General features: G+C 68.7%; 21 protein-coding genes and 2 pseudogenes. 6 read left to right on the top strand and 17 right to left on the bottom strand.

Annotated elements, in window-relative coordinates:
• Positions 1-67: 67 nt before the first annotated feature.
• From ptsP to AC1Q7H_RS03940, 8 genes are all read right to left on the bottom strand, one after another.
• Positions 68-1,840, bottom strand: coding sequence for a phosphoenolpyruvate--protein phosphotransferase (gene ptsP / locus AC1Q7H_RS03975; RefSeq protein ID WP_153953190.1), 1,773 nt, complete (start codon positions 1,838-1,840; stop codon positions 68-70).
• 49 nt (positions 1,841-1,889) lie between these two features.
• Positions 1,890-2,159, bottom strand: a complete 270-nt coding sequence (locus AC1Q7H_RS03970; RefSeq protein WP_010814838.1) for an HPr family phosphocarrier protein — start codon at positions 2,157-2,159, stop codon at positions 1,890-1,892.
• Positions 2,128-2,583: a PTS sugar transporter subunit IIA gene (locus AC1Q7H_RS03965; protein ID WP_492380983.1), complete on the bottom strand. Its 456-nt coding sequence runs from the start codon at positions 2,581-2,583 to the stop codon at positions 2,128-2,130. The genes AC1Q7H_RS03970 and AC1Q7H_RS03965 overlap by 32 nt, the downstream gene beginning before the upstream one ends.
• Before the next feature lie 67 nt (positions 2,584-2,650).
• Positions 2,651-3,619, bottom strand: coding sequence for a glutathione synthase (gene gshB, locus AC1Q7H_RS03960; RefSeq protein WP_211980657.1), 969 nt, complete (start codon positions 3,617-3,619; stop codon positions 2,651-2,653).
• Between the two features lie 8 nt (positions 3,620-3,627).
• The gene (gshA, locus tag AC1Q7H_RS03955; protein ID WP_013955420.1) at positions 3,628-4,923 is read right to left on the bottom strand and encodes a glutamate--cysteine ligase; all 1,296 of its coding nucleotides are present in this window, start codon (positions 4,921-4,923) and stop codon (positions 3,628-3,630) included.
• Positions 4,924-5,472: 549 nt separating this feature from the next.
• Entirely contained in the window at positions 5,473-7,038 is a 1,566-nt protein-coding gene (locus AC1Q7H_RS03950) for an ammonium transporter (RefSeq protein ID WP_492380982.1), read from the bottom strand.
• Between the two features lie 33 nt (positions 7,039-7,071).
• Positions 7,072-7,410, bottom strand: coding sequence for a P-II family nitrogen regulator (locus AC1Q7H_RS03945; RefSeq protein WP_010814843.1), 339 nt, complete (start codon positions 7,408-7,410; stop codon positions 7,072-7,074).
• Between the two features lie 49 nt (positions 7,411-7,459).
• The gene (locus tag AC1Q7H_RS03940) at positions 7,460-8,257 is read right to left on the bottom strand and encodes a TorF family putative porin (protein ID WP_211980655.1); all 798 of its coding nucleotides are present in this window, start codon (positions 8,255-8,257) and stop codon (positions 7,460-7,462) included.
• A 401-nt stretch (positions 8,258-8,658) separates the two neighbouring features.
• On the opposite strand from AC1Q7H_RS03940, the gene AC1Q7H_RS03935 reads away from it, so the two are divergent.
• Together AC1Q7H_RS03935 and AC1Q7H_RS03930 are read left to right on the top strand one after the other, a co-directional pair.
• Positions 8,659-8,937 (top strand): accessory factor UbiK family protein, encoded by a 279-nt coding sequence (locus tag AC1Q7H_RS03935; RefSeq protein WP_013955417.1) that lies wholly within the window; start codon positions 8,659-8,661, stop codon positions 8,935-8,937.
• 81 nt (positions 8,938-9,018) lie between these two features.
• Positions 9,019-10,225: pseudogene (locus AC1Q7H_RS03930) on the top strand (YifB family Mg chelatase-like AAA ATPase).
• Between the two features lie 130 nt (positions 10,226-10,355).
• Here the strand turns inward: AC1Q7H_RS03930 and AC1Q7H_RS03925 are convergent.
• The 6 genes and pseudogenes from AC1Q7H_RS03925 to AC1Q7H_RS03900 form a co-directional block, all read right to left on the bottom strand.
• Positions 10,356-10,691 carry a phosphoglucose isomerase-related protein gene (locus AC1Q7H_RS03925; RefSeq protein WP_492380981.1) on the bottom strand — a complete coding sequence of 112 codons (336 nt, stop codon included), beginning with the start codon at positions 10,689-10,691 and terminating at the stop codon, positions 10,356-10,358.
• Positions 10,681-11,859 (bottom strand): annotated as a pseudogene (locus tag AC1Q7H_RS03920) (phosphoglucose isomerase-related protein). The gene AC1Q7H_RS03925 and the pseudogene AC1Q7H_RS03920 overlap by 11 nt, the downstream one beginning before the upstream one ends.
• The gene (gene zwf / locus AC1Q7H_RS03915) at positions 11,859-13,346 is read right to left on the bottom strand and encodes a glucose-6-phosphate dehydrogenase (protein ID WP_492380980.1); all 1,488 of its coding nucleotides are present in this window, start codon (positions 13,344-13,346) and stop codon (positions 11,859-11,861) included. Before zwf ends, AC1Q7H_RS03920 begins: the two are co-directional and overlap by 1 nt.
• 57 nt (positions 13,347-13,403) lie before the next feature.
• Entirely contained in the window at positions 13,404-14,435 is a 1,032-nt protein-coding gene (locus AC1Q7H_RS03910) for an SIS domain-containing protein (protein ID WP_492378425.1), read from the bottom strand.
• Entirely contained in the window at positions 14,428-15,531 is a 1,104-nt protein-coding gene (nagA, locus tag AC1Q7H_RS03905) for an N-acetylglucosamine-6-phosphate deacetylase (RefSeq protein WP_211980652.1), read from the bottom strand. The genes AC1Q7H_RS03910 and nagA overlap by 8 nt, the downstream gene beginning before the upstream one ends.
• On the bottom strand, positions 15,528-16,484 hold the full coding sequence (locus AC1Q7H_RS03900; RefSeq protein WP_492380979.1) for a porin: 957 nt from the start codon (positions 16,482-16,484) through the stop codon (positions 15,528-15,530). Before AC1Q7H_RS03900 ends, nagA begins: the two co-directional genes overlap by 4 nt.
• Before the next feature lie 304 nt (positions 16,485-16,788).
• Between AC1Q7H_RS03900 and AC1Q7H_RS03895 the strand changes: the two genes are divergently transcribed.
• Positions 16,789-17,415, top strand: a complete 627-nt coding sequence (locus AC1Q7H_RS03895) for a GntR family transcriptional regulator (protein WP_492380978.1) — start codon at positions 16,789-16,791, stop codon at positions 17,413-17,415.
• Here the strand turns inward: AC1Q7H_RS03895 and AC1Q7H_RS03890 are convergent.
• The 3 genes from AC1Q7H_RS03890 to AC1Q7H_RS03880 form a co-directional block, all read right to left on the bottom strand.
• Positions 17,397-17,585 carry a hypothetical protein gene (locus AC1Q7H_RS03890; protein ID WP_492380977.1) on the bottom strand — a complete coding sequence of 63 codons (189 nt, stop codon included), beginning with the start codon at positions 17,583-17,585 and terminating at the stop codon, positions 17,397-17,399. The two genes, AC1Q7H_RS03895 and AC1Q7H_RS03890, sit on opposite strands and share 19 nt — an antisense overlap.
• A gap of 78 nt (positions 17,586-17,663) precedes the next feature.
• Positions 17,664-18,311: a LysE family transporter gene (locus tag AC1Q7H_RS03885; protein ID WP_211980651.1), complete on the bottom strand. Its 648-nt coding sequence runs from the start codon at positions 18,309-18,311 to the stop codon at positions 17,664-17,666.
• A gap of 83 nt (positions 18,312-18,394) precedes the next feature.
• On the bottom strand, positions 18,395-18,997 hold the full coding sequence (locus tag AC1Q7H_RS03880; RefSeq protein ID WP_211982099.1) for a hypothetical protein: 603 nt from the start codon (positions 18,995-18,997) through the stop codon (positions 18,395-18,397).
• A gap of 148 nt (positions 18,998-19,145) precedes the next feature.
• Here AC1Q7H_RS03880 and AC1Q7H_RS03875 point away from each other — a divergent pair, with 148 nt between their 5' ends.
• The 3 genes from AC1Q7H_RS03875 (at position 19,146) to AC1Q7H_RS03865 (ending at position 22,551) form a co-directional block, all read left to right on the top strand.
• Positions 19,146-19,652 (top strand): SoxW family protein, encoded by a 507-nt coding sequence (locus AC1Q7H_RS03875; RefSeq protein WP_211980650.1) that lies wholly within the window; start codon positions 19,146-19,148, stop codon positions 19,650-19,652.
• Positions 19,653-19,764: 112 nt separating this feature from the next.
• Positions 19,765-20,301: a TlpA disulfide reductase family protein gene (locus tag AC1Q7H_RS03870; RefSeq protein ID WP_013955403.1), complete on the top strand. Its 537-nt coding sequence runs from the start codon at positions 19,765-19,767 to the stop codon at positions 20,299-20,301.
• Between the two features lie 150 nt (positions 20,302-20,451).
• Entirely contained in the window at positions 20,452-22,551 is a 2,100-nt protein-coding gene (locus AC1Q7H_RS03865; protein WP_492380976.1) for an ATP-dependent helicase, read from the top strand.
• Positions 22,552-22,554 lie beyond the last annotated feature (3 nt).

Raw genomic sequence — 22,554 nt, 5'->3', positions numbered from 1 at the left:
GCGGCACTTTCCAGCTTATTAAAGTGCTGCATCAGCCGCCCTGCTGCACCAGAAAACCCTGTTGGCTTTATGGTCGTGCCAGCTGCCGCAAAGCGGTCGCCTGCTCCTCCGGATCGTAGGCCTGCAGGACCTGGTCGACCAACGGCTCGAGCCGTTCGCAGTGGGCATGCAGGATCTCCTGCTTGACCCGCAGCAGCTGCGCCGGGTGCATCGAGAACTCGCGCAGCCCCATGCCCAGCAGCAGCCGGGTCATGGACGGGTCGCCCGCCATTTCGCCGCACACGGCCACCGGCACGCCGGCGCGGTTGGCCTCGCGGATGGTGCGCGCCACCAGCTGCAGCACCGCCGGGTGCAGCGGGTCGAACAGGTGCGCCACCGCGTTGTCGGCGCGGTCGATGGCCAGCGTGTACTGGATCAGGTCGTTGGTGCCGATGGACAGGAAGTCCATCTTGCGCAGGAACAGCGGCAGCAGCAGCACCGCCGCCGGGATCTCGATCATGGCACCGACCTTCATGCCCGGATCGTAGGCCTCGCCGCGCTCGTCGAGCTGGCGCTTGGCCTTGGCGATCAGCGCCAGGGTCTGGTCGATCTCGCTGGCGTGCGCAAGCATCGGCACCAGCAGCCGCACCGGGCCGAAGGCCGAAGCCCGCAGCAGCGCGCGCAGCTGGGTCAGGAACATGCCCGGCTCGGACAGCGACCAGCGGATCGCGCGCAGACCCAGCGCCGGGTTCAGCGCGGTCTCGAAGTCATCGCTGCGGCCGTCGCCCCGGGCATCGAGCGGCTTGTCGGCGCCGATGTCGATGGTGCGGATAGTCACCGGCAGCCCGTGCATGGCATCGACCGCGCCGCGATAGGCCTGGAACTGCTCGTCTTCGCCCGGCAGCTCGTCGCGCCGGTTCATGAACAGGAATTCAGAGCGGAACAGGCCCACGCCGACCGCGCCGGCCGACAGCGCCGCGCCGGCATCCTCGGCCATCTCGATATTGGCCAGCAGGTCGATCTCCAGCCCGTCCAGCGTCACCGCCGGGGTATGCCGCAGCCGCTGCAGGCGCTTCTTTTCCAGCGCGCGCTCGCTCTGCCGGTGGCGGTACTCTTCCAGGATGATGGCGGTCGGGTCGACGATCACCAGCCCGGCATCGCCATCGATGATGATCCAGTCGTCCTGGCGGATCAGCTCGCTCGCGCTCTGCACGCCGACCGCGGCCGGGATGTCCAGGCTGCGCGCGACGATGGCGGTATGCGAGGTGCGCCCGCCCATGTCGGTGACGAAGCCGTGGAAGATCGTATGGCGGAACTGCAGCATGTCGGCCGGGGAGATATCGTGGGCCACCACGATCACCCCGGTCGCGGCCTCGCCGTCGGCGGCCAGCGCCGGTACCGGCGCTGGCACCAGCACCGGGGCCCCGGCCAGCGCCTTCAGGATGCGCTCGACCACCTGCCGGATATCGGTCTTGCGCTCGCGCAGGTATTCATCCTCGATCTCGTCGAACTGGCGCATCAGCTCTTCGAGGCGCGTGGTAAGTGCCCACTCCGCGTTGTAGCGCCGGCCCCGGATCAGGGCCTCGGGCTCGCGCGCCAGCGCCTCGTCGTCGAGGATCATCGCGTGCACGTCCAGGAACGCGCCCAGCTCCTCGGGCGCGTCACGCGGCAGGTCGCGCTTGAGCGCGACCAGTTCCGCGCGCACCGCGGCGCGCGCGGCGCGCAGCCGTTCGACCTCGGCGTCGAGCTGGTCTTCATCGACCAGGTAGTGCGACACATCCAGCGCCGCGGGCGCAAGCAGGTGCGCGCGCCCGATGGCGACGCCGCGCGAGACCGGGATGCCGTGCAGGGCGAAAGGCATGTACCGCTCCGTCAGGAACGTTTAAGAATTCGGGTCGAGGCCGCCGGCCTCACTCTCCCTCGCCAAAGCGGTTGGCGATCAGCGCCAGCAGCGCGTCCATCGCCTCCTGCTCGTCGGGTCCGTCGGTCTCGAGGGTCACCGTCGAGCCGATCCCGGCGGCCAGCATCATGACGCCCATGATGCTCTTGGCGTCGACCTGGCGACCATTGCGGGACATCTTGACCTGGCTGACAAAGTTGCCGGCGAGCTGGGTCAGCTTGGCGGACGCGCGTGCATGCAGTCCAAGCTTATTGATGATGGTGGTGTCCCTCTGCAGCATATTTGTCGGGATGGTTTGCGGTTTGGTTCTGGACAGTCGTGGTGCCGACCTGCAGCACACCCTGCGAGCCGCCGGCCAGGGCCTTGGTAGCCAGCTGGTCGAGCTTTTCGCCCCGGTAGCAGATCGCGCGCACGAGCATGGGAAGGTTGACGCCGGCCAGCACGCGCACGCGGCCCGGCTCGGCCAGGCGTGCGGCGATATTGGCGGGGGTGGCGCCGAAGATATCGGTGAGGACCAGCGCGCCGTTGTCTTCGCAGATGGCAGCCAGCCGGCGCCTGGCCTCGGCCAGCACGACGGCGGGATCGGCATCGGGAAGGACGTCGATGGCTTCCAGCCCCTGCGGCTGGCCGCAGTAGACGTGGGCGGCGCAATCGCGCAGGGCCGAAGCCAGCGGCGTGTGCGCGATGATCAGAATGCCTGCCATGATGGTGAATCCGTTGGATTGCCCCGATTGTAGCAGGCGGCCCCCGCGCTCCCGCTGCCGGCCCGGCTCAGCGGCCGGCAGCGTCGACGGCGTGCTCCAGCGCGTCGATGAACATCGCCGCCACATGGAAACCGGTTTGCTGGGTGATCTCCTGAAAACAGGTCGGACTCGTCACATTGACCTCGGTCAGGTAGTCGCCGATGACATCCAGGCCCACCAGCAGCAGGCCCTGCTCCCACAGCCCCGGCGCCAGTGCTTCGGCGATCTCGCGGTCGCGGGTGCTCAGTTCCTGCGCGCGGCCGGTGCCGCCGGCAGCCAGGTTGCCGCGCACTTCGCCGGCCATCGGCACGCGCGCCAGCGAATACGGCACCGGCACGCCGCCGATCAGCAGGATGCGCTTGTCGCCGTCCTTGATCGCCGGGATATAGCGCTGCACCATCAGCGTGCGGGCGCCGTCGTGGCCCAGCGTCTCGACGATCGCGGCCAGGTTCATGCCGTCAGCGCCGACGCGGAACACCCCCATGCCGCCCATGCCGTCCAGCGGCTTGACGATGATGTCGCGATGCTCGGCGTGGAAGTCGCGGATGCGCGCCAGGTCGCGCGTGACCAGCGTCGGCGTGATGTATTCCGGGTACTGGGCAATGGCCAGCTTCTCGGAATGGTCGCGGATCGCGCGCGGCTTGTTGAACACGCGCGCGCCCTGCGACTCGGCCAGCTCCAGCAGCCAGGTGCTGGTGACGTACTCCATGTCGAAAGGCGGGTCCTTGCGCATCAGCACCGCGTCGAAGGCCGACAGCGGCTCCAGCGCGCTGTTGCCCTCGCGGTACCAGGCGCTGTGGTCGGCGTCGCTGGTCTCGCCGGTCAGGTGCAGGCGCGTGGCCACGGTCTCGACCGTGCGGCCGGACAGCGCCAGCTGCGCCTGCAGGCACCAGTACAGCTCGTGGCCGCGCGCGGCGGCCTCGGTCATCATGGCGTAGGTGGAGTCCTTGTAGGTCTTGAAGGTCTCCAGCGGGTCAGTGATGAAGAGGATGCGCATTGGGCTCGTCACAGGATCGGGTTCGGGTCGGTTTTCTCGAGTTCCAGCGACGCCGCCAGTAGCGCCAGCCGCGCCACCACGCCGTACATGTAGAACCGGTTGGGGACGGCCGCGCCGGGCTTGGCGTGGCTGTCAGGGATGCCGTTCGGGGCAAACGCCAGCGGCACGAAATGCATGCCCGGCGCGTTCAGGTTTTCGTCGTTGCCACGGCCCGTGTGCACGCGGTAGAAGCCGCCGACCACGTAGCGGTCGATCATGTACACCACCGGCTCGGCCACCGCTTCATTGACCTTCTCGAAGGTGTGCACGCCTTCCTGGATGATGACGTCGCTGACCTCCAGGCCTTCCTTGACGACGCTCATCTTGTTGCGCTCCTTCCGGTTCAGGCCCTTGACCTCGGACGGGTCGCGCACGGTCATGATGCCCATGCCGTAGGTGCCGGCATCGGCCTTGACTACCACGTACGGCGTCTCCTTGATGCCGTACTCGCGATACTTCTTGGCGATCTTCTTGAGCACGCCCTCGACCGCGTCGGCCAGTTCTTCCTCGCCCACGCGCTCGTGGAAGTCCACGCCGGAGCAGCGGGCGAAGTACGGGTTGACCATCCACTGGTCGATGTCAATCAGCTTGGCGAACTTCTTGGCCACCTCGTCATAGGCGGCAAAGTGGCTGCTCTTGCGGCGCGTGGACCAGCCGGCGTGCAGCGGCGGCAGCAGGTACTGCTCGTTGATGTTTTCCAGGATCGGCGGGATGCCGGCCGACAGGTCGTTGTTCAGCAGGATCGAACAGGGATCGAAGTCCTTCAGCCCCAGCCGGCGGCCCTTGGTGCCCAGGCGCGCCAGCGGCTCGACCACCAGGGTCTGGCCGTCGGGCAGCTCGATCGGGGTCGGTTCGGTGATTTCCTCGGAGAGCGAGCCCAGGCGCACGTTCAGGCCCGCCTGGCGCATGATCAGCGACAGCCGCGCCACGTTCTGCAGGTAGAACATGTTGCGGGTATGCCGCTCGGGGATCAGCAGCAGGTTCTTGGCGTCCGGGCAGATCTTCTCGATCGCCGCCATCGCCGCCTGCACCGCCAGCGGCAGCATTTCCGGGGCCAGGTTGTTGAAGCCGCCCGGGAACAGGTTGGTATCGACCGGCGCCAGCTTGAAGCCGGCATTGCGCAGGTCCACCGAGCAGTAGAACGGAGGGGTATGCTCCTGCCATTCCAGTCTGAACCAGCGCTCGATAGACGGCGTGGCGTCCAGGATCTTCTTTTCCAGTTCGAGCAGCGGACCGTTCAGCGCGGTGATGAGATGCGGGACCATATCCATCCTATAGATCGTCTTTATCGTTCGCCCCGATTGTAGAGGAACGGCCAACCAGGCGCTGGCACCCCCCCTTATAAGGATATGCACGGCCGGGCCTGAGGGATAACGATATGGGGATGGGCGGCGCGAAATAAAGAGCCGGCCGCACAGGCAAAAAAAAGCGCGGCGATGCCGCGCTCTTGAATGGCCTGACAGATACGGGGAGCGTTCTGCAGGTGGAGGAAACTGCCTCACTGGCAATGTATGTGCCCAGCACATTAAAGACAATTGAAGCTTTTTAAGATCGGAGTTAAGCACTTTGCGAAAAGCCCGCGCGGCGCGTGGGGGGATCGCCAGGCAGCCCTTGCCGGTACTCGGCTGGCGGGTTTTGCGAGGAGCTACGGGAGTCCTCCCCGAGCATGCGCAACACAAGTGGCTCGGCCACGCCTGACCGGCAAATGTCTGCAATCGCAGGCAATGCCAGAAAGAAAAAAGCCCGGCACACGGCCGGGCTAAAGCTCCTGAGAGAAGATTCCCAATCAGCTCTCCAGCACAACACTTTTGCGGTCAGACTTCATACGCGGTCTCGCCGTGCGAGGTGATATCCAGGCCCTCGCGCTCTTCGTCTTCCGGCACCCGCAGGCCGATCAGCATGTCCACCAGCTTGTAGGCCACGAAGGCGACCACGCCGGACCACACCACGGTGGTCAGCACGCCTTCGAACTGGATCCACAGCTGGCCGGCGATCGAATAGTCATCCGCCACCTTGTTGGTCACGTAGTCGTAGATGCCCGTGCCGCCCAGGCTGGGCGAGGCGAACACGCCGGTCAGCAGCGCCCCCAGGATGCCGCCCACGCCGTGCACGCCGAACACGTCCAGCGAGTCGTCCATGCCCAGCATGCGCTTCAGGCCGGTCACGCCCCACAGGCACAGCAGGCCAGCCAGCAGGCCGATCACGATCGAGCCCATCGGGCCGACGAAGCCGGCAGCCGGGGTAATCGCCACCAGGCCGGCCACCGCACCCGAGGCACCGCCCAGCATCGACGGCTTGCCCTTGCCGATCCACTCGCCGAAGGTCCACGCCAGCACCGCGGCGCAGGTGGCCAGCAGCGTGTTGACGAAGGCCAGTGCGGCCGAGCCGTTGGCTTCCAGCGCCGAGCCGGCGTTGAAGCCGAACCAGCCGAACCACAGCAGCGAAGCGCCGACCATGGTGAACGTCAGGCTGTGCGGACGTATCGCCTCGCGGCCGAAGCCGATGCGCTTGCCGAACATATAGGCACCCACCAGGCCAGCCACGGCGGCGTTGATATGCACCACGGTGCCGCCGGCGAAGTCGAGCGCGCCCTTCTGGAACAGCCAGCCCGACTTGGCGGTCGCGGCGGCGCCGGCAGCGGCGTCGGTGTAGGCGTCCGGACCCGGCCAGAACCAGACCATGTGGGCCATCGGGATGTAGGAGAAGGTGAACCACAGCACCACGAACACCAGCACGGCCGAGAACTTGGCGCGTTCGGCGAAGGCGCCGATGATCAGGCCGCAGGTGATGCAGGCGAAGGCGCACTGGAACGCGAAGTAGCCCAGTTCCGGCACCACCACGCCCTTGCTGAAGGTCGCCGCCACGGCCTCGACCGTCAGCCCCTTCATGAAGAGCCGGTCGGTGCCGCCGAAGAAGGCGTTACCCTCGGTGAAGGCAAAGCTGTAGCCGTAGATCGCCCACAGCAGCGCCACCAGCGAGAAGATCACCAGGCACTGCATCAGTACCGACAGCATGTTCTTGGAGCGCACCAGGCCGCCGTAGAACAGCGCCAGGCCGGGCAGCGTCATCAGGATCACGAAGGCGGTCGAGACCAGCAGCCAGGCGGTGTCGCCCTTGTTGGGCGCCGGAGCGGCCGGCGCGGCGGCGGCTTCCGCGGGGGCGGCGGCCGGTGTGGCCGCGGCAGGCGCAGCGGCGGCGGGAGCAGCCGGCGCCGACGCTTCGGCAGCGGCTGCAGCGGGGGCGGCGGAGGCGGCCGGGGCGGATGCCTCGGCGGCCGGCTTGTCCTGTGCGGCGGCCGGCGTGGAGATGCCCACGCCCGCCGTGCCGATGGCCAGCGCCATCGCGCCGGCCGTCAGGAATCGCTTGAACCAGGTTTTCATGTGCTTAACCTCTTGTGTTGTGCTGTCTCGGGGTCACAGTGCATCGCCGCCGGTCTCGCCGGTGCGGATGCGGATGACCTGCTCGATCGGGGCCACGAAGATCTTGCCGTCGCCGATCTTGCCAGTGCGGGCCGATTTCTCGACCGCCTCGATGGCGCGCTCGACCACGTCGTCGGGGACTGCCACTTCGATCTTCACCTTGGGCAGGAAGTCGACGATGTACTCCGCGCCGCGGTACAGCTCGGTGTGGCCTTTCTGGCGGCCGAAGCCTTTCACTTCGGTCACGGTGATGCCGGACACGCCCACGTCCGACAGCGCTTCGCGCACCTCGTCGAGCTTGAACGGCTTGATCACTGCAATGATGAGTTTCATCAGGATTCTCCTGGGGGCGGGCCGGCAGCTCGCCCGGGCTGCGTCAGAGTTAGAAAGTCTTGGTGATCGAGGCCCACGCCGCCGCCTTGCCCAGGTAGCGGCCACGGTTGGCGCTGGTGTACGCCGCTTGCTTGGCGTTGGTATCGACATAGGCTACGGCCAGCGCGAAACCCTTGCCCAGGTCCTTGGTCAGGCCGATCTTCCAGTCGGTGTACGAGGCATCGCTGTTGTGCTTGACGTCCTGGTAGCCGACGTGCGCGTTCAGGGTCAGGTCCCAGAAGTTCAGCGGCACGTTGGCGCTCAGGTCGATGTAGCCGCTGTTCTTGCTGTCGGCCCAGCCAAACAGATTGGTGACCGCGTGCGAGTACTTCAGGAACACCGGGCCCCAGCCGATGCCGGCGTACAGTTCCGTGGTGTAAGGGCGCGGGTTGTTGTAGCCGCCCGGGTAGTAGTACTCCAGCACGCCCACGTCATAGTTGAATTCGGTGCCGGCAACCTTGAAGGTGTTCTTGAAGCCGCCGTAGAAATCCATCTCGACCGGGGCCGAAACCGCCGGGTTGGCATCCTCGAGCCAGCTGATGCTGGAGTTCCAGTTGCCCACGTAGAAGCCGCTTTCGTGGGCGTAGTCAAAGCCACCCTGGATGGCCGGGCGCAGGTTGGTCTGGCTGATGCCGCGATAGCGGTAGTCCGAGACCAGCGACACGTTGGCCGTGAACGTATGCGGCGATGCCGGCTCGGCCGCGGCGGCGGCAGGTGCCGGGGCCGCCGCGTCCGTGCTTTGCGCGTAGGCAGTGGCAGCGGCACTGGTCAGGACAACCGCGCTGACTGCAAGGGCCAACTTCTTCATGGATTTCTTCTCCCTTTTCCTGATGGCTCGGATTTCGTTTATTGGATTTCGGTGATTCAATGAGGCAGGCGTACCCACTACTGCAACTGCCATGCCAGCTCCGCTGAAGTCGGCGATGCAAGTCGGCGATGCATGTCGGCCGTAATCTCGTGCCGTGACCAAAGCCAGACTTGAATCTGCCCTGCAGCGAAGCCAGATCGGGTTAAAAGGTGTGAACGCGGATACGCCGGAGCTTTCGTCCACGTGCCTCACGGGCGATAATTGAGTCCTGACGGTGGCTGCGTGCCGCGACACACAAGGCCGCGCGCCCGCAATCGGGGCGCCCAAATCCTGTGCGAAAGCGCGCTATACGCCAGATGCCCACCCGGATTGGCACCAGTTAGGTGCGCAAAGGAGAAACCATGAAACCGACCGATCTCTTCAACGACCTGCAGAACAAGGTCAGCGAGGCGCTGCGCAACTCGCCGGCAAGGGACATCGAAAAAAACGTGCGCAGCATGATGACCCAGGGCTTTGCAAGGCTGGACCTAGTCACGCGCGAGGAATTCGACGTCCAGTCGCAGGTGCTGGCCCGCACCCGCGCCCGCCTGGAGGAACTGGAGGGCCGCGTGGCGGAGCTTGAGCGCCGCGCCGGCATCCCGCCCGGCGCCGGCGCGGTGGACTCGACCGGGGGCGCGTGAGCACGCCGGACCTGCCCGATCCCGCCAGCCTGCCTGAAGGCCGCCACTCCTGGCGGCCTTTTTCGTTAACGGTTCGATGACATGAGCCTTGCCGTCCTACGCAGCCGGGCACTGACCGGCATCGCCGCGCCGCCGGTGCGGGTCGAGACCCACCTAGCCAACGGCCTGCCGGCCTTCACCATCGTCGGCCTGGCCGACACCGGCGTGAGCGAAAGCCGCGAGCGCGTGCGCGCCGCCATCCTCAACAGCGGCTACGAGTTTCCCAACCACCGCATCACCGTCAACCTGGCCCCGGCCGACCTGCCCAAGGAATCCGGCCACTTCGACCTGGCCATCCCGCGGTCCCGACATGCGCGACGTGCGCGGCCAGGCGCAGGCACGCCGGGCCATTGAAGTGGCGGGCGCCGGCCAGCACTCCGCCCTGCTGGTGGGCCCGCCGGGCACCGGCAAGTCGATGCTGGCGCAGCGCCTGCCCGGGCTGCTGCCGCCGATGACGTTGCAGGAAGCACTGGAATCCGCCGCGGTCATGAGCCTGACGCCGGGCGGCTTCCGCACCGCGCTATGGGGCCAGCGCCCGTGCCGGTCGCCGCACCACACGGCATCCGGGCCGGCCATGGTCGGCGGCGGCGGCAACCCGCGCCCGGGCGAGATCTCGCTGGCGCACCACGGCGTGCTGTTCCTGGACGAGCTGCCCGAATTCGACCGCAGGGTGCTGGAAGTCCTGCGCGAGCCGCTGGAATCCGGCCGCATTACCGTCACCCGCGCCGCCGGCCACGCCGACTTCCCCGCCTGCTTCCAGTTCGTCGCCGCGATGAACCCCTGCCCGTGCGGCTACCTCGGCCATCCCGACCGCCCCTGCCGCTGCACGCCCGACCAGGTGCGGCGCTACCAGTCCCGCATCTCCGGCCCGATGCTCGACCGCATCGATCTGCAGGTGGAAGTCCCCGCGCAGGACCAGGGCGAGATGCTCGACGGCCCGCCCGGCGAACCCAGCGCCTTGGTGCGCACCCGCGTGCTGGCCGCGCGCGAGCGCCAGCTGGCCCGGCAGGGTAAGCCAAACAATGAACTGGGCGGACGGGAGATTGAACTGCACTGCGCGATGGAACCGCAGGCGCAGGCATTGCTGCGCGGCGCGATGACGCGGCTGGCGTGGTCGGCGCGGTCGTACTACCGCGTGCTGAAGGTAGCCCGCACCATCGCCGACCTGGAAGGTGCCGAGGTGCTGACCGCCGCGCACGTGGGCGAGGCGATCCAGTACCGGCGGGCGTTGCGGATGGCGGGCGGTTGAATGCCTCGGCCTAACCGACAAGCGAAGTCAGCGTCGCCGCCCCCGCCGGATCCATCTCCCTGGGCACCTCGCGCCGCGCCAGGTACGCCTGCATGGCCGACGCGATCGCCTTGCCCAGTTCCACGCCCCACTAGTCATAGGCGTGGATGCCCCAGATCGCGGCCTGCACGAAGACCTTGTGCTCGTACAGCGCGATCAGCGCGCCCAGGGACGCGGCGTCGAGCATGTCCAGCCAGAGCAGGCTGACCGGCACGTTGCCGGTGAAGGTGCGATGGGGTGCCAGCCGTGCGGCCTCCTGCGGCGGCAGGCCGGATGCCGACAGCGCGGCCAGCGTCTCATCGTGGTTGCGTCCGCAAGACAGCGCGCTGGCCTGCGCCAGCAGATTGGCCAGCACCAGCTGGTGATGCTTCTGCGCCCGCGGCAGCGACACCTCGCAGCGGCGCGTGCCGATCAGGTCAGCGGGCACCAGGTGCGTGCCCTGGTGCAGCAGCTGGAAGTAGGCGTGCTGCCCGTCCGGCCCCAAGGCCGCCCCAGACGATGGGGCCGGTATCGTGTTCCACTACCCTGCCCGCCGCGTCCACGCGCTTGCCGCACGACTCCATGTCCTGCTGCTGCAGGTAGGCGGGCAGCCTGGCAAGCGGTGCCGCGTAGGGCGCGACCAGCTGCGTCGGCGCGCCCAGGAAATTGCGGTTCCAAATGCCGCACAGTGCCATCGCCACCGGCAGGTTTTGCGCCAGCGGGGCGCTGCGGAAGTGCGTGTCCATGGCGTGCGCGCCGTCCAGCAGCGCGCCGAACTGGCGCGGGCCGGCGGCGATCATCACCGGCAGGCCGATGGCCGACCACAGCGAATAGCGCCCGCCGACCCAGCCCCAGAAACGGAATACCTGCTGCGGCAGGTAGCCCTCGGCCACGGCACGCGCGGCGTTGGCAGTGATTGCGGCGAACTGCGCCGGCACTTGTTGCGCTGGACAGCCGTGGTCCAGCAGCCATTGCCGCGCCGAGGCGGCATTGATCAGCGTGTCGTGCGTGGTGAAGGTCTTGGACGAGACCAGGAACAACGTGGTGGCGGCATCGGCCTGGCGCAATACGGCGCATAGCTGCGCCGGGTCCGGGTTGGAGACGAAATGCAGCTGCACGGCGTCGCTGGCGTGTGCGGCCAGCGCCTCGCAGGCCATGCGCGGTCCCAAATCGGAACCGCCGATGCCGAGGCTGACCACATGCCGGACCGGCGCGCCGCCGAAGCCGCGCACGCGGCCATCGCGCACGGCATCGGCGAAGTCGCAGGCGTGCGTCAGTTCCGCATCGATTTCCGCCGCCAGCTGGCGGCCCTAGGGTGGATGCGCGTCGGCGCCGCCGCGCAGCGCGACGTGCAGCACGGCGCGGCCTTCGGTGGCGTTGCCGGCGAGCATGGCGTCGCGCTGCGCCTCGATGCCCGCGTCTTGCGCCAGGGCCAGCAGCGCTTCATGGACAGTGCCGTTGATGCGTTGCCGCGTGAAGTCCAGTTCGATGCCGGCAGCCGACAAGCGCGCATAGTCGCCGCGGCCCGGCTCGAGCACCAGTTCACGCAGATGCGGCAGCGGCTGCACCGCCAGCGCGGCGAGAGCCCGCCATGCAGGGCGTTCGGTCAGCCGCATCACGCCTCCTCCGACCACTGCACGCCTTCGCGCGCCATGAACGCCGACGATGCCGCCGGGCCCCAGGTGCCGGCGGTATAGGGGCGCGGGCCTTCGTCCTGCTGGCGCCACGCTTCCAGGATCGGGTCGACCCAGGTCCAGGCGGCCTGCAGTTCGTCGCGCCGCACGAACAGCGCCAGCCGGCCGCGGATCACGTCGAGCAGCAGGCGCTCGTAGGCTTCGGCGCGCCGGGTGGTGAAGGCCGAGTCCAGGTTCAGCGCCAGGCTCAGCGGTTTCAGCTTCATGCCCTCGCCCGGCTGCTTGACCATCAGCGTCAGCCGCACCGACTCTTCCGGCTGCAGCCGGATCACCATGCGGTTGGGTTGGAGCGTGCTGCCGGAATCGAAGATCGAATGCGGCACCTCGGCAAAGTTGATCACCACCTCGGTCACGCGCTCCTGCATGCGCTTGCCGGTGCGCAGGTAGAACGGCACCTTGTTCCAGCGCCACGTGCCCAGTTCGGCGCGCATCGCGACGAAGGTCTCGGTGCGGCTGTCGGGCGGAATGCCTTCTTCCTGCAGGTAGCCGCGCACCAGCTCGCCGGCGATGGCGCCCGCGGTGTACTGGCCGCGCACGGTGTTGCGGCGCACGTCCTCGGGCGACATCGGCCGCAGCGAGCGCAGTACCTTGAGCTTTTCATCGCGCACCGCATCGGAGGTGAGCGATGCCGGCGGCTCCATCGCCAGGATGCTGACCAGCTGCAGCAGGTGGTTCTGCACCATGTCGCGCATGGCGCCGGCCTCGTCGTAGAAGCCGCCGCGCGTGCCCACGCCCACGGTCTCGGCCACGGTGATCTGCACGCTGCGCACGAACGGCGTGCGCCACAGCGGCTCGAAGATCGAATTGCCGAAGCGCAGCGCCATCAGGTTCTGCACCGTTTCCTTGCCCAGGTAGTGGTCGATCCGGTAGGTGCGGTCCTCGCTGAAGTAGCGGCTGACCACCTCGCCGATGCCGATGGCCGAGGCCAGGTCCACGCCCAGCGGTTTTTCCAGCACCAGCCGCGTGTCGTTGGCGATCAGGCCATGGCTGGCAAGGTTGTCGCAGGTGGCCGCGAACAAGCCGGGCGGCATCGCCATGTAGTAGATGCGCAGCGCGTCCTGGCGCAGCTGCGCGGCCAGCGCCGGATAGTCCCCGGACTGCGAGGCGTCAACGTGCACGAAATCCAGCCGCTGCAGGAAGGTCTGCCATTTGGCCGGCTCGAGATAGCGCGCTTCGACAAAGGGTTGCGCGCTTTCATCGGCAAAATTGACAAAGGCCTCGCGGTCCCAGCGGTGCCGGCCCACGCCGATGATGCGGGTGCCGTCGGGCAGGTTGCCGTCACGGTGACACATGTAGAGCGATGGCAGCAGCTTGCGCGCCGACAGGTCGCCGGCGCCGCCGAAGATGACGAGGTCCAGCGGCCGCGCGTCGGCTGTACCGGAGGAAGAGGCGGTTCGGGTGGTTTGCATGACGGACTCCTTACTTGCCGGGGCGGCGTGGGGCGGTATTGGGCAGTATGGGCCGGCTCAGCGCGTCTCGGTCACCTTGCGCAGGTACTGCGGCTGGTCGGGATTGCGGCCGCGTGCCAGCGCCAGCGCCTGCGCGGCGACATAGAAGCTCTGGATGGCGCAGATCGGATCGAGCAGCGGATGGCCGGCCGGCACCAGTGGCAACTCCGGGGGCGGCTCCGCATCAACCGTGCCAGGAGGCGCCGCCAGCAGCACGCGCGCACCACGCTTGCGCATCTCGGCGGCCAGCGCCAGCAGCCCGGCCTGTTCCGGTCCGCGCGGCGCGAACACCAGCAGCGGGTAGCCGTCGCCGATGATTTCCATCGGGCCGTGCCGCACTTCGGCGCCGGAGAAGGCCTCGGCTTGAATGCCGGAGGTCTCCTTGAGCTTGAGCGCCGCTTCCTGCGCGATCGCCAGGCCCGCGCCGCGGCCCAGCACGATCATGCGCTCCACATCGCGCAGCGCGGGCACCAGCGCCGACCAGTCCTGCGCTGCCGCTTGCTCCAGCGCGGCCGGCAAGCCTGCGCAGGCATCGACCAGCTCGCGCTCGCCGCTGCGCGCGGCCTCGAGATGCCCCACCAGCAGCGCCGACATCGACAGCATGGCGATATAGCTCTTGGTCGCGGCCACGCTCTGCTCAGGCCCGGCAAGCAAGGGCAATTCATACGCGCACGCCTGCGCCAGCGGCGAATCCGGGGCGTTGACCAGCGCCACGGTGGCGGCGCCGCCGTCGCGCAGCGCCTGCATGGTCTCGACCAGGTCCGGGCTGCGGCCCGACTGCGAGAACGCCACCGCCAGCTGCCCAGCCACGCGCAGCGCGCTGTCGTGCAGCGTCACCGTCGACATCGGCAGCGAGGCCACCGGCACGCCCAGCCGGCGCGTGACCAGCGTGGCGAAGTAGCTGGCGGCATGGTCCGAACTGCCGCGCGCCACGGTCAGCGCCGCGGGCCAGGCCTGCGCGGCGAGTTGCGCAGCCAGCGCGGCCACGCGCGGCGCCTGCGCCAACTGCGCGGCCACCACGGCCGGCGCGCTCAGCGCCTCTTCAAGCATTCTCGACACAGCATTCTCCTTCGACATAAACGGTGCGCACTGAGAGCGCGCGGTCCAGCACGACCACGTCGGCCCAGCAGCCCTGTGCCAGCATGCCGCGGTCGGACATGCCCAGGTACTGGGCCGGATAGAGCGACACGCGCCGCGACGCATCGGCCAGGTCCAGCCCGATCGACACAAAGTTGCGCAGCGCCTGGTCCATGGTCAGCACGCTGCCAGCCAGCGTGCCGTCAGCCAGGCGCACGCTGCCGTGGGCCTTGTAGACGGTCTGGCTGCCCAGGTGGTACACGCCGTCCGGCATGCCCGCGGCGGCGGTGGCGTCAGTCACCGCATACAGCCGCGGAATCGCGCGCAGCGCGGCGCGGATGGCGCCGGGGTGGACGTGCAGCAGGTCGGGGATCAACTCGGCAAACTCGGCATGCGCCAGCGCTGCCGCGACCACGCCGGGCGCGCGGTGCTGCAGTGGGGTCATTGCGTTGAACAGGTGGGTGAAGCCGCTGGCGCCGGCGTCCAGCGCGGCCACGGCGTCCTCATAGGTGCCCAGCGTGTGGCCCAGCTGCACGCGCACGCCGCGTGCGGCCAGCAGGCGGATGATGTCCAGATGCCCCGGCAGCTCGGGCGCCAGCGTCACCACCTTCAGCGGCGCGGCGCCCAGGTACTGCTCCAGTTCTTCGGGCGTGGCAGTGGCCGAGGTATCCGGCTGCGCGCCCAGCTTGCCGGGGTTGATATATGGCCCTTCCAGGTGCACGCCCAGCATGCGCGCCGCGCCGGGCGGGCGCTGCGCGCAGGCCCGGCCCAGCGCCTGCAGTGCGGGCAGCAGCACGTCGTGCGGCGAGGTCATGGTGCTGCCCAGCAGGCTGGAGGTGCCAAAGCGCACATGCGCGCGCAGGATCACTGGCACCGCGGCCTCGCCATCCATGAAGTCCTTGCCGCCGCCGCCGTGGTTGAGCAGGTCGACAAACCCCGGCAGCACGTACGGGGCATCGTTGTGCTCAGGCGAGGCGGGCACGCCCTCAATGCGCGCGATGCGTCCGTCCGGGCCGGCATGGATCTCTCCGAAGATCCAGCCGGCCGGTGTCAGGATGTTTCCTTTCATGGCAATGCTCTCCAATACATTTCAATCACCGGCCAGCCACCGTCAGAACCGGTGGATGATGCCGGCATTGCCCTGCTGGTTCGCCCCGGCGCGCGGCATGGTGTCCGGCGACGCCTCCACCGAGACGGTGGCATGCGCGAGTTGAACACCGACGCCACCGTGCCATACGGCGAGGTGCGCAAGTCATACTTTGCGCCCAGTGTGACAAGCGTGCCATGCCCGCCGCTTTTGTTCAGGGTGGCGTAGTAGACGCCGGACAGCCGCGTCAGCGCCGGCAGCAAGCGGTAGTTGGCGCCGACCCATGCCATCTGGCTGCGCGTGGCGGCGTAGGAGTTCTCTGGCGTGGCCACGGTATCGCCCGAGGACACGGTCAGGTTGTAGCCGGCAAACAGGCGCAGGTTGTTCAGCGCATAGCTGCCGCCTAGCGTGTACTGGCGCGAACTGGCGTACAGGTTGTCCATGCGGCCCTGCGCGTCGCGCAGTTCCTCGTAGATGCCGGTCAGGTTCAGGTTGCCCTGCGCGTACTTGATGGCCGCGCTCAGCTGCTTGCCGCTGTTGAAGCTGCCCGCCATGCCGTCGCTGCCGGCCTGCGCGCGCGCACTCAGCCCGCCCCACACCGGCGAGTTGTAGGTCGCGGCATTGAGGCGCGAGCCCCAGTTGCGGCCATAGACCAGGGTGGCGACCGAACTGGCCTGCAGGCCCATCGGGTCGATCGCGCCGCTCTCGTCATCGGTCAGGCTCATGGCCCGGCCCAGCAGCAGCGTGCCCCAGTCGTTGCTGGCCAGGCCCACTTGCGCGCGCCGGTTGAATAGCGGATCGTAGCGCCCGGTGCCGGAGGTGATCATGCCCTCCAAGTTGAAGACCCCGCGCAGTCCGCCGCCAAGGTCCTCGGCACCGCGCATGCCCCAGAAGCTGACGCCGTACTGGTTGCTGCCGAAGCGGAAGGTGTCCACGTCGCCGCCCGGGCGGGCGATGCCGTTGACCTAGTCGAGGCCGGCCACGGCGCGGCCGTACAAGGTGATGCCGGTGCCGGCGGACTGGGCGCAGGCGCCCCCGGCCGACGCTGCGAGCAGCGCCGTCAGGGCAATGCGTTTCACGATCAATGACTCCTGGATAGGCAGGCGGTATCCACCGGCGCGGCTGTCGTCGCGGCCGTCGTTGTTGTGGCCGATGGGGAAGGTCGACCGCAGCCGCGCACGGCTGCGGCGGCGGGGGGCAGGTGGGCGTGGCTTGCAGGGCGCGCTCGAAGGCGGCCGCGTGTCCGTCAGCCGCATGGCCGAAGGCGATGTGGGCGGTGTCATCGCCGATCCCCTGGGGATTTCACGCGTCACGGCCCGCCGCGCCCTGCAGGTGCTGGCGGAGGAAGGCGCGATCACGCGCAGCTGCGGCGCGGGCACCTTTATCGCGCCGCGCCCTGAGCCGAAGGCGGCGCGGCTGGACAACTTCAGCGAGCTGGCGCGCCGGCGCGGCATGACGCCGGCCAGCAAGCTGGTGGCGTTCGAACGCCGCCGCGCCACGACGCAGGAGGCCGCGGCGCTGGCACTGCCGGACGCCGATGAGATCGTCAGGCTGACCCGCCTGCGCAAGGCCGACGGGCAGATTTTCTGGATGGATGTGACCACGCTGGCGCTGGCCGTGCTGCCCGACGCCAGCGCCATCGGCGAATCGCTGTACGCCTACCTGGAGCGGATCGGCAAGCCGGTGCTGCGCGTCACCGAGAAGCTGCGCGCGATCGTGGCAACCGAGGAGCTGGCCGCACGACTGGGCATCGAGCCGGGCGAGCCGCTGCTGCACATCCGGCGCACCGGCTACACCCATGACGACCAGCCGGTCGAACTGACCGACGCGTACTACCTGAACGACTTCTACGAACTGACGCCGTAGCACCCCGCATGCCCGGCCACCGGCGGCTCGACCGGGGGCGGGGTCGGGTCTTCCTCTGGCGGCAACGGCAAGTCCGGGGGGATGCCCGGCGGCCCGGGCTCTTCGACCGGGGGCACGGTATGGCGCGGCTGCAGGCGCGCAACGGCGCGGGGGTTCGGCAAGGCGGGCATGCGGGGTCTCCGTGGCCGGGTTTCCTCCTCATTGAAGCAAACCCGGCCGGTGCGCGCCAGTAATGATGCAAGTCCTGCTCAGGCGTGTTGCCGGCGCACGAAGAACAGCGCCGCGCCCACCGCCATCAGCACGCTGCCAAAGAAGCGGTTCTGCCAGCGCACCGCGCGCGCATTGCGGAACAGCCCCTGCATGCGCGAAGCCAGCAGCGCATAGCCATGCATCACCACCAGGTCCACGCAGCACATGGTGGCGGCCAGGATCGCCAGCTGCAGCGCCAGCGGCCGGTTCGGATCGATGAACTGCGGCAGCACCGCGACCATGAAGATGATGCCCTTGGGGTTGGTCACATTGGTCAGCAGGCCGGTGGCAAAGCGCCGGCGCCGGCTCATCACCGCCACGCGCACGGGGGCGGCGCTGCCACCCTGGTCCGCCCCGCTCTCCATCTTCGCGCGCCATTGCTGCACGCCGAGGTAGATCAGGTACAGCGCGCCAATCGTCTTGACCACCATGAAAGCCTGCTCCGAGGCCAGCAGCAGCGCGCCCAGCCCGCCGCCCGCCACCAGCAGCACGATCACCAGCCCGGCCTGCAGACCGAAGATGGTGGTGGTGGTCCTGCGCAGCCCATATGAGAGCCCATGGCTCATCGACAGCACCGCGCCCGACCCCGGCGACACGGCGATCACCCAGCACGCAGCGAAATAAGCCAACCACACTTCCCAACGCATCCCTACTCTCCTTTGACGACAACGATGCCGGGGCCACGATCCCGCAGCCACGGCACAAACAATTTTTCCTGCGGCGCGGCGCGTCAGAACGGGTGGAAGCCGCCCAGGAACTGCTCCACCTGCTCGGCCTGGCGCGCGTCGCGCGCGGCATCGCCCGATTCCAGCACCACCGCCTGGTACGCGCGCGTACCCACGGCCACCAGGCGCGCCGTCAGCCGGCGCGGCGACTGGTCCTGCGGCGACACCCCGCTGGCCTGCACTTCCACGCCGGCAAGCGGGCGGCCCGGACGGTCGGCACTCATCATGGTGACCGGCCGCGCGCGCGGCTCGCCCGACGGCGTGCCAAGGTTGGCCAGCAGGCCGGCCTGCATCGCCGCCAGCGCCTCGCGCCGCAGGGCTTCGTCATCGGCGGGCAGCGTCACCACGCCCACGGCGAAGAGCGTGTCGTCGACGCGCGCGGCTTCCATCGTCATCGGCAGCTTGCGCCCGGCAATGGTCACGTCGCGCGCGGCGCTGGTGGGCTTGCCCGGATAGAGCGCGGCATAGGCGCCCTCGCCAGACTGGATGGTGCGCCAGTCATAGCGCGGCGAACAGGCGCACAGGGCGAATGCCAGCACGGCGGCACAGCACAGCAGCGGCCGGCGGACAGCGGCAGGAAAGCTCGGCGGAGGCGGCACAAGACGCATCGGGAATCCATGGGGGGACGGCGCGCACAGGCTGCGGGCGGCGCTGGCGGGCGCCATCGCCTGCGGGCGGAAACCGGTATTATCCCGAAAGCGGCGCGCCAGTGCTTGCCGCGCCGCTCCCACTACCCCCTGCCCCCACGTTCCTGCCATGCCTGCCGCCCGCATCGCCCGCCACGTCTTTGCCACCACCAGCCTGCGCTGGGTGGCCGCGAGCGCGTTGCTGGCAGCCGCAACCAGCATGCCCGCCGCCGCCAGCCCCGCTCATCTGCCGCCGGCCACCGACCTGGCCGCCCACGGCACCGAGGCCGCGCGCCGCGGCGAGCCGCTGGTGGTGCTGGTGTCGATGCCGGGCTGCAGCTATTGCGATGCCGTGCGCCGCAACTACCTCGGCCCGCAGGCCGCCGCCGGCGAGATTGCCGTGCGCGAACTCGACATGACCTCCGACACCCCGCTGCGCGATGCCGACGGCAGCCTGACTACCGCGCGCGCGTGGGCGCGGGCGCACCAGGTGCGGGTGGCGCCCACGGTGCTGTTCCTGGACCGCCAGGGCCGCGCCGCCGCCGGCCCGCTGCGCGGCATGCAGCCGGATTTCTACGGCGCCTACCTGGAACAGGCGCTGGACCAGGCACGCGCCGCCATCGCCACCCGGCGCTGAACGGATTGGCGCGCTTGCGGCAGATTGCCGCAGCCCGGCCCCGCGCAGCGCGCGAACGCCCGCGGCATTAGAATGTCCCAATGCTGACCCGAACCTGCCTGACCCGGATTCCATGACCACTGCTGCCCCTGCCATCAAAACCTCCCGCAAGCCCTGGCCCATCGTCGTGGCCGTGGTCGTGCTCGCGCTGCTGGGCTGGTTCGGCTACCGCGCGCTGTCGCCGGCCAATACGGCCCCGGCGGCCACCTTCACGCTGCTGTCGGGCGAGAAGGTCAGCACCGCCGACCTCAAGGGCAAGGTCTACATGATCAACTTCTGGGCCACCAGCTGCGCCACCTGCGTCAAGGAAATGCCGGACATGGTCCGCACCTATGAGCAGTTCAAGGGCAAGGGGCTGGAATTCGTCGCCGTGGCGATGAACTACGACCCGCCCATGTATGTGATGAACTACGCCAAGACGCGCGGCCTGCCGTTCAAGGTGGCCATGGATTCCGACGGCGCCGCGGCCAAGGCCTTCGGCAATGTGCAGCTGACGCCGACCACCTTCGTGGTAGACAAGGACGGTCGCATCCTGAAGCGCTATGTGGGCGAGCCCGAGTGGGATGCACTGCACAAGCTGCTGGATGGCGCGCTGGCAAAGTCCGCGTAACGCTCCCGGCGGCAACCGCAGCGAAAAGGTGCTCATTGAGCACCTTTTTTTGTTTTTAGGCACGATCGCCAGGGCAGCAGGTTGCGCGACATCCCTGTATGGATATACAGTTGGCGCCAGCCTTTTCTGAGCCTTCCCCGAGCCCCGCCTGTGACTTTGGACCTAGCCCCCGCCGCCGACCTCGCGGCCCCTGACGCCGATGACGTCCCCGCCTACCTGTCCCGGCTCAACCCGGAGCAGCGCGCCGCGGTGGAACACGGCAGCGACGCGCCGCTGCTGATCATCGCCGGCGCCGGCTCGGGCAAGACCAATACGCTGGCGCACCGGGTCGCGCACCTGGTGCTGGCCGGTGCCGATCCGCGCCGCATCCTGCTGCTGACGTTCTCGCGCCGCGCCGCGGCCGAGATGGGACGGCGCGTCGAGCGCATCGTCGACCAGGCACTCGGCACCCAGACCGGCGCGGGGCGCGCGGCGCTGCAATGGTCCGGCACCTTCCACGCCATCGGCGCGCGCCTGCTGCGCGAATACGCCGAGACCCTGGGCCTGTCGCCCGCCTTCACCATCAGCGACCGCGGCGATGCCGCCGACCTGATGCACGTGGTGCGCCACGACCTGGGGCTGTCAGAGACCGCCAGCCGCTTCCCGAAGAAGGAAACCTGCCTGTCGATCTACTCGCGCGTGGTCAACACCCAGGCGCTGCTGGAAGACGTGCTCAGGCAGCAGTTCCCGCGCTACGCGATGTGGGCCGATGCGCTGCGCACCCTGTTCGCCGGCTATGTCGAGGCCAAGCAGAAGCAGCATGTGCTGGACTATGACGACCTGCTGCTGTACTGGGCGCAGGCCATGGCCGAGCCCACCATCGCGCAGGACATGGGCACGCGCTTCGACCATGTGCTGGTCGACGAATACCAGGACACCAATGCGCTGCAGGCGTCGATCCTGCTGGCCATGCGACCGGACGGCCGCGGCCTGACCGTGGTGGGCGACGACGCGCAGTCGATCTACGCCTTCCGCGGCGCTACCGTGCGCAATATCCTGGACTTCCCGGCGCAGTTCACGCCGGCCGCGCAGCAGGTCACGCTGTCGCAGAACTACCGCTCGACGCAGCCGATCCTGCAGGCCGCCAACGCCGTGATCGGGCTGGCGGCCGAGCGCTATACCAAGGACCTGTGGTCCGAGCGCGCCTCGGCCGAAAAGCCCGGCGTGATCGTGGTCAACGATGAGGCCGACCAGGCCCGCTACGTGGTCGAGCAGGTGCTGGCGCGGCGCGAGGCCGGCCTGACGCTGATGGCGCAGGCGGTGCTGTTCCGCGCCGCCGACCACAGTGCGCAGGTGGAGATCGAGCTGGCCCGGCGCAATATCCCGTTCGTGAAGTTCGGCGGACTGAAATTCCTGGAGTCGACCCACGTCAAGGACGTGCTGGCGGTGGTGCGCTGGCTGGAAAACCCGCGCGACCGCATGGCGGGCTTCCGCACGCTGCAGCTGCTGCCCGGCATCGGCCCCAAAACCGCGGCGCGCGTGCTGGATGCGATGGCGCTGGCCACCGAGCCCTTGTTCTCGCTGGAGGAATTCGAGCCGCCGCCGGCCGCCGCGCCCGCCTGGGCCGACCTGCTGGCGCTGGCGCGCGCGCTGATGGCGCCCACCTCGCCGTGGCCGTCGGAGTTCGAGCAAGTGCTGGCTTGGTACGCGCCGCACCTGGAGCGCCTGCACGACGATGCCGCCGCGCGCCAGGCCGACCTGCAGCAGCTGGAGCGCATCGCCGCCACCTACGGCGCGCGCGAGCGCTTCCTGACCGAGCTGACGCTGGACCCGCCCAGCGCCTCCAGCGACGAATCCGGCGTGCCCTCGCGCGACGAGGACTACCTGATCCTGTCGACCATCCACTCGGCCAAGGGCCAGGAGTGGAAGGCGGTATACGTGCTCAATGCGGTCGACGGCTGCATGCCGAGCGACCTGGCGACCGGCACCACCGAAGAGATCGAGGAAGAACGGCGGCTGCTCTATGTGGCGATGACGCGGGCCAAGGACCACCTGGACATCGTGGTGCCGCAGCGCTTCTATGTGCATCAGCAGGTAGGCTTCGGCGACCGGCATGTGTATGCGTCGCGCACGCGCTTCCTGCCGAATCGCGTGATGCCCAACTTCCACAGCCGTGCCTGGCCGCCGCCGCCGATGCCGGGCGCGGCGCCGACAAGGCCGGCGCTGGCACCGGTGGACCTGGCCAGCCGGATGCGGAATATGTGGCGCTGAGCC

The organism is Cupriavidus sp. GW823-FHT06D04 (assembly GCF_058795055.1).
This window is presented reverse-complemented; position numbering and strand designations above follow the sequence as displayed.

Bases quoted from the DNA above. Each gene is read 5' to 3' on its own strand.
- AC1Q7H_RS03965 (WP_492380983.1), bottom strand. From the start codon at position 2,583: ATGGCAGGCATTCTGATCATCGCGCACACGCCGCTGGCTTCGGCCCTG.
- nagA (WP_211980652.1), bottom strand. From the start codon at position 15,531: ATGAAAGGAAACATCCTGACACCGGCCGGCTGGATCTTCGGAGAGATC.
- AC1Q7H_RS03940 (WP_211980655.1), bottom strand. From the start codon at position 8,257: ATGAAGAAGTTGGCCCTTGCAGTCAGCGCGGTTGTCCTGACCAGTGCC.
- AC1Q7H_RS03935 (WP_013955417.1), top strand. From the start codon at position 8,659: ATGAAACCGACCGATCTCTTCAACGACCTGCAGAACAAGGTCAGCGAG.
- zwf (WP_492380980.1), bottom strand. From the start codon at position 13,346: ATGCAAACCACCCGAACCGCCTCTTCCTCCGGTACAGCCGACGCGCGG.
- gshB (WP_211980657.1), bottom strand. From the start codon at position 3,619: ATGCGCATCCTCTTCATCACTGACCCGCTGGAGACCTTCAAGACCTAC.
- AC1Q7H_RS03890 (WP_492380977.1), bottom strand. From the start codon at position 17,585: ATGCCCGCCTTGCCGAACCCCCGCGCCGTTGCGCGCCTGCAGCCGCGC.
- AC1Q7H_RS03950 (WP_492380982.1), bottom strand. From the start codon at position 7,038: ATGAAAACCTGGTTCAAGCGATTCCTGACGGCCGGCGCGATGGCGCTG.
- ptsP (WP_153953190.1), bottom strand. From the start codon at position 1,840: ATGCCTTTCGCCCTGCACGGCATCCCGGTCTCGCGCGGCGTCGCCATC.
- AC1Q7H_RS03880 (WP_211982099.1), bottom strand. From the start codon at position 18,997: ATGCGTCTTGTGCCGCCTCCGCCGAGCTTTCCTGCCGCTGTCCGCCGG.
- AC1Q7H_RS03870 (WP_013955403.1), top strand. From the start codon at position 19,765: ATGACCACTGCTGCCCCTGCCATCAAAACCTCCCGCAAGCCCTGGCCC.
- AC1Q7H_RS03910 (WP_492378425.1), bottom strand. From the start codon at position 14,435: ATGCTTGAAGAGGCGCTGAGCGCGCCGGCCGTGGTGGCCGCGCAGTTG.
- gshA (WP_013955420.1), bottom strand. From the start codon at position 4,923: ATGGTCCCGCATCTCATCACCGCGCTGAACGGTCCGCTGCTCGAACTG.
- AC1Q7H_RS03970 (WP_010814838.1), bottom strand. From the start codon at position 2,159: ATGCTGCAGAGGGACACCACCATCATCAATAAGCTTGGACTGCATGCA.
- AC1Q7H_RS03885 (WP_211980651.1), bottom strand. From the start codon at position 18,311: ATGCGTTGGGAAGTGTGGTTGGCTTATTTCGCTGCGTGCTGGGTGATC.
- AC1Q7H_RS03875 (WP_211980650.1), top strand. From the start codon at position 19,146: ATGCCTGCCGCCCGCATCGCCCGCCACGTCTTTGCCACCACCAGCCTG.
- AC1Q7H_RS03945 (WP_010814843.1), bottom strand. From the start codon at position 7,410: ATGAAACTCATCATTGCAGTGATCAAGCCGTTCAAGCTCGACGAGGTG.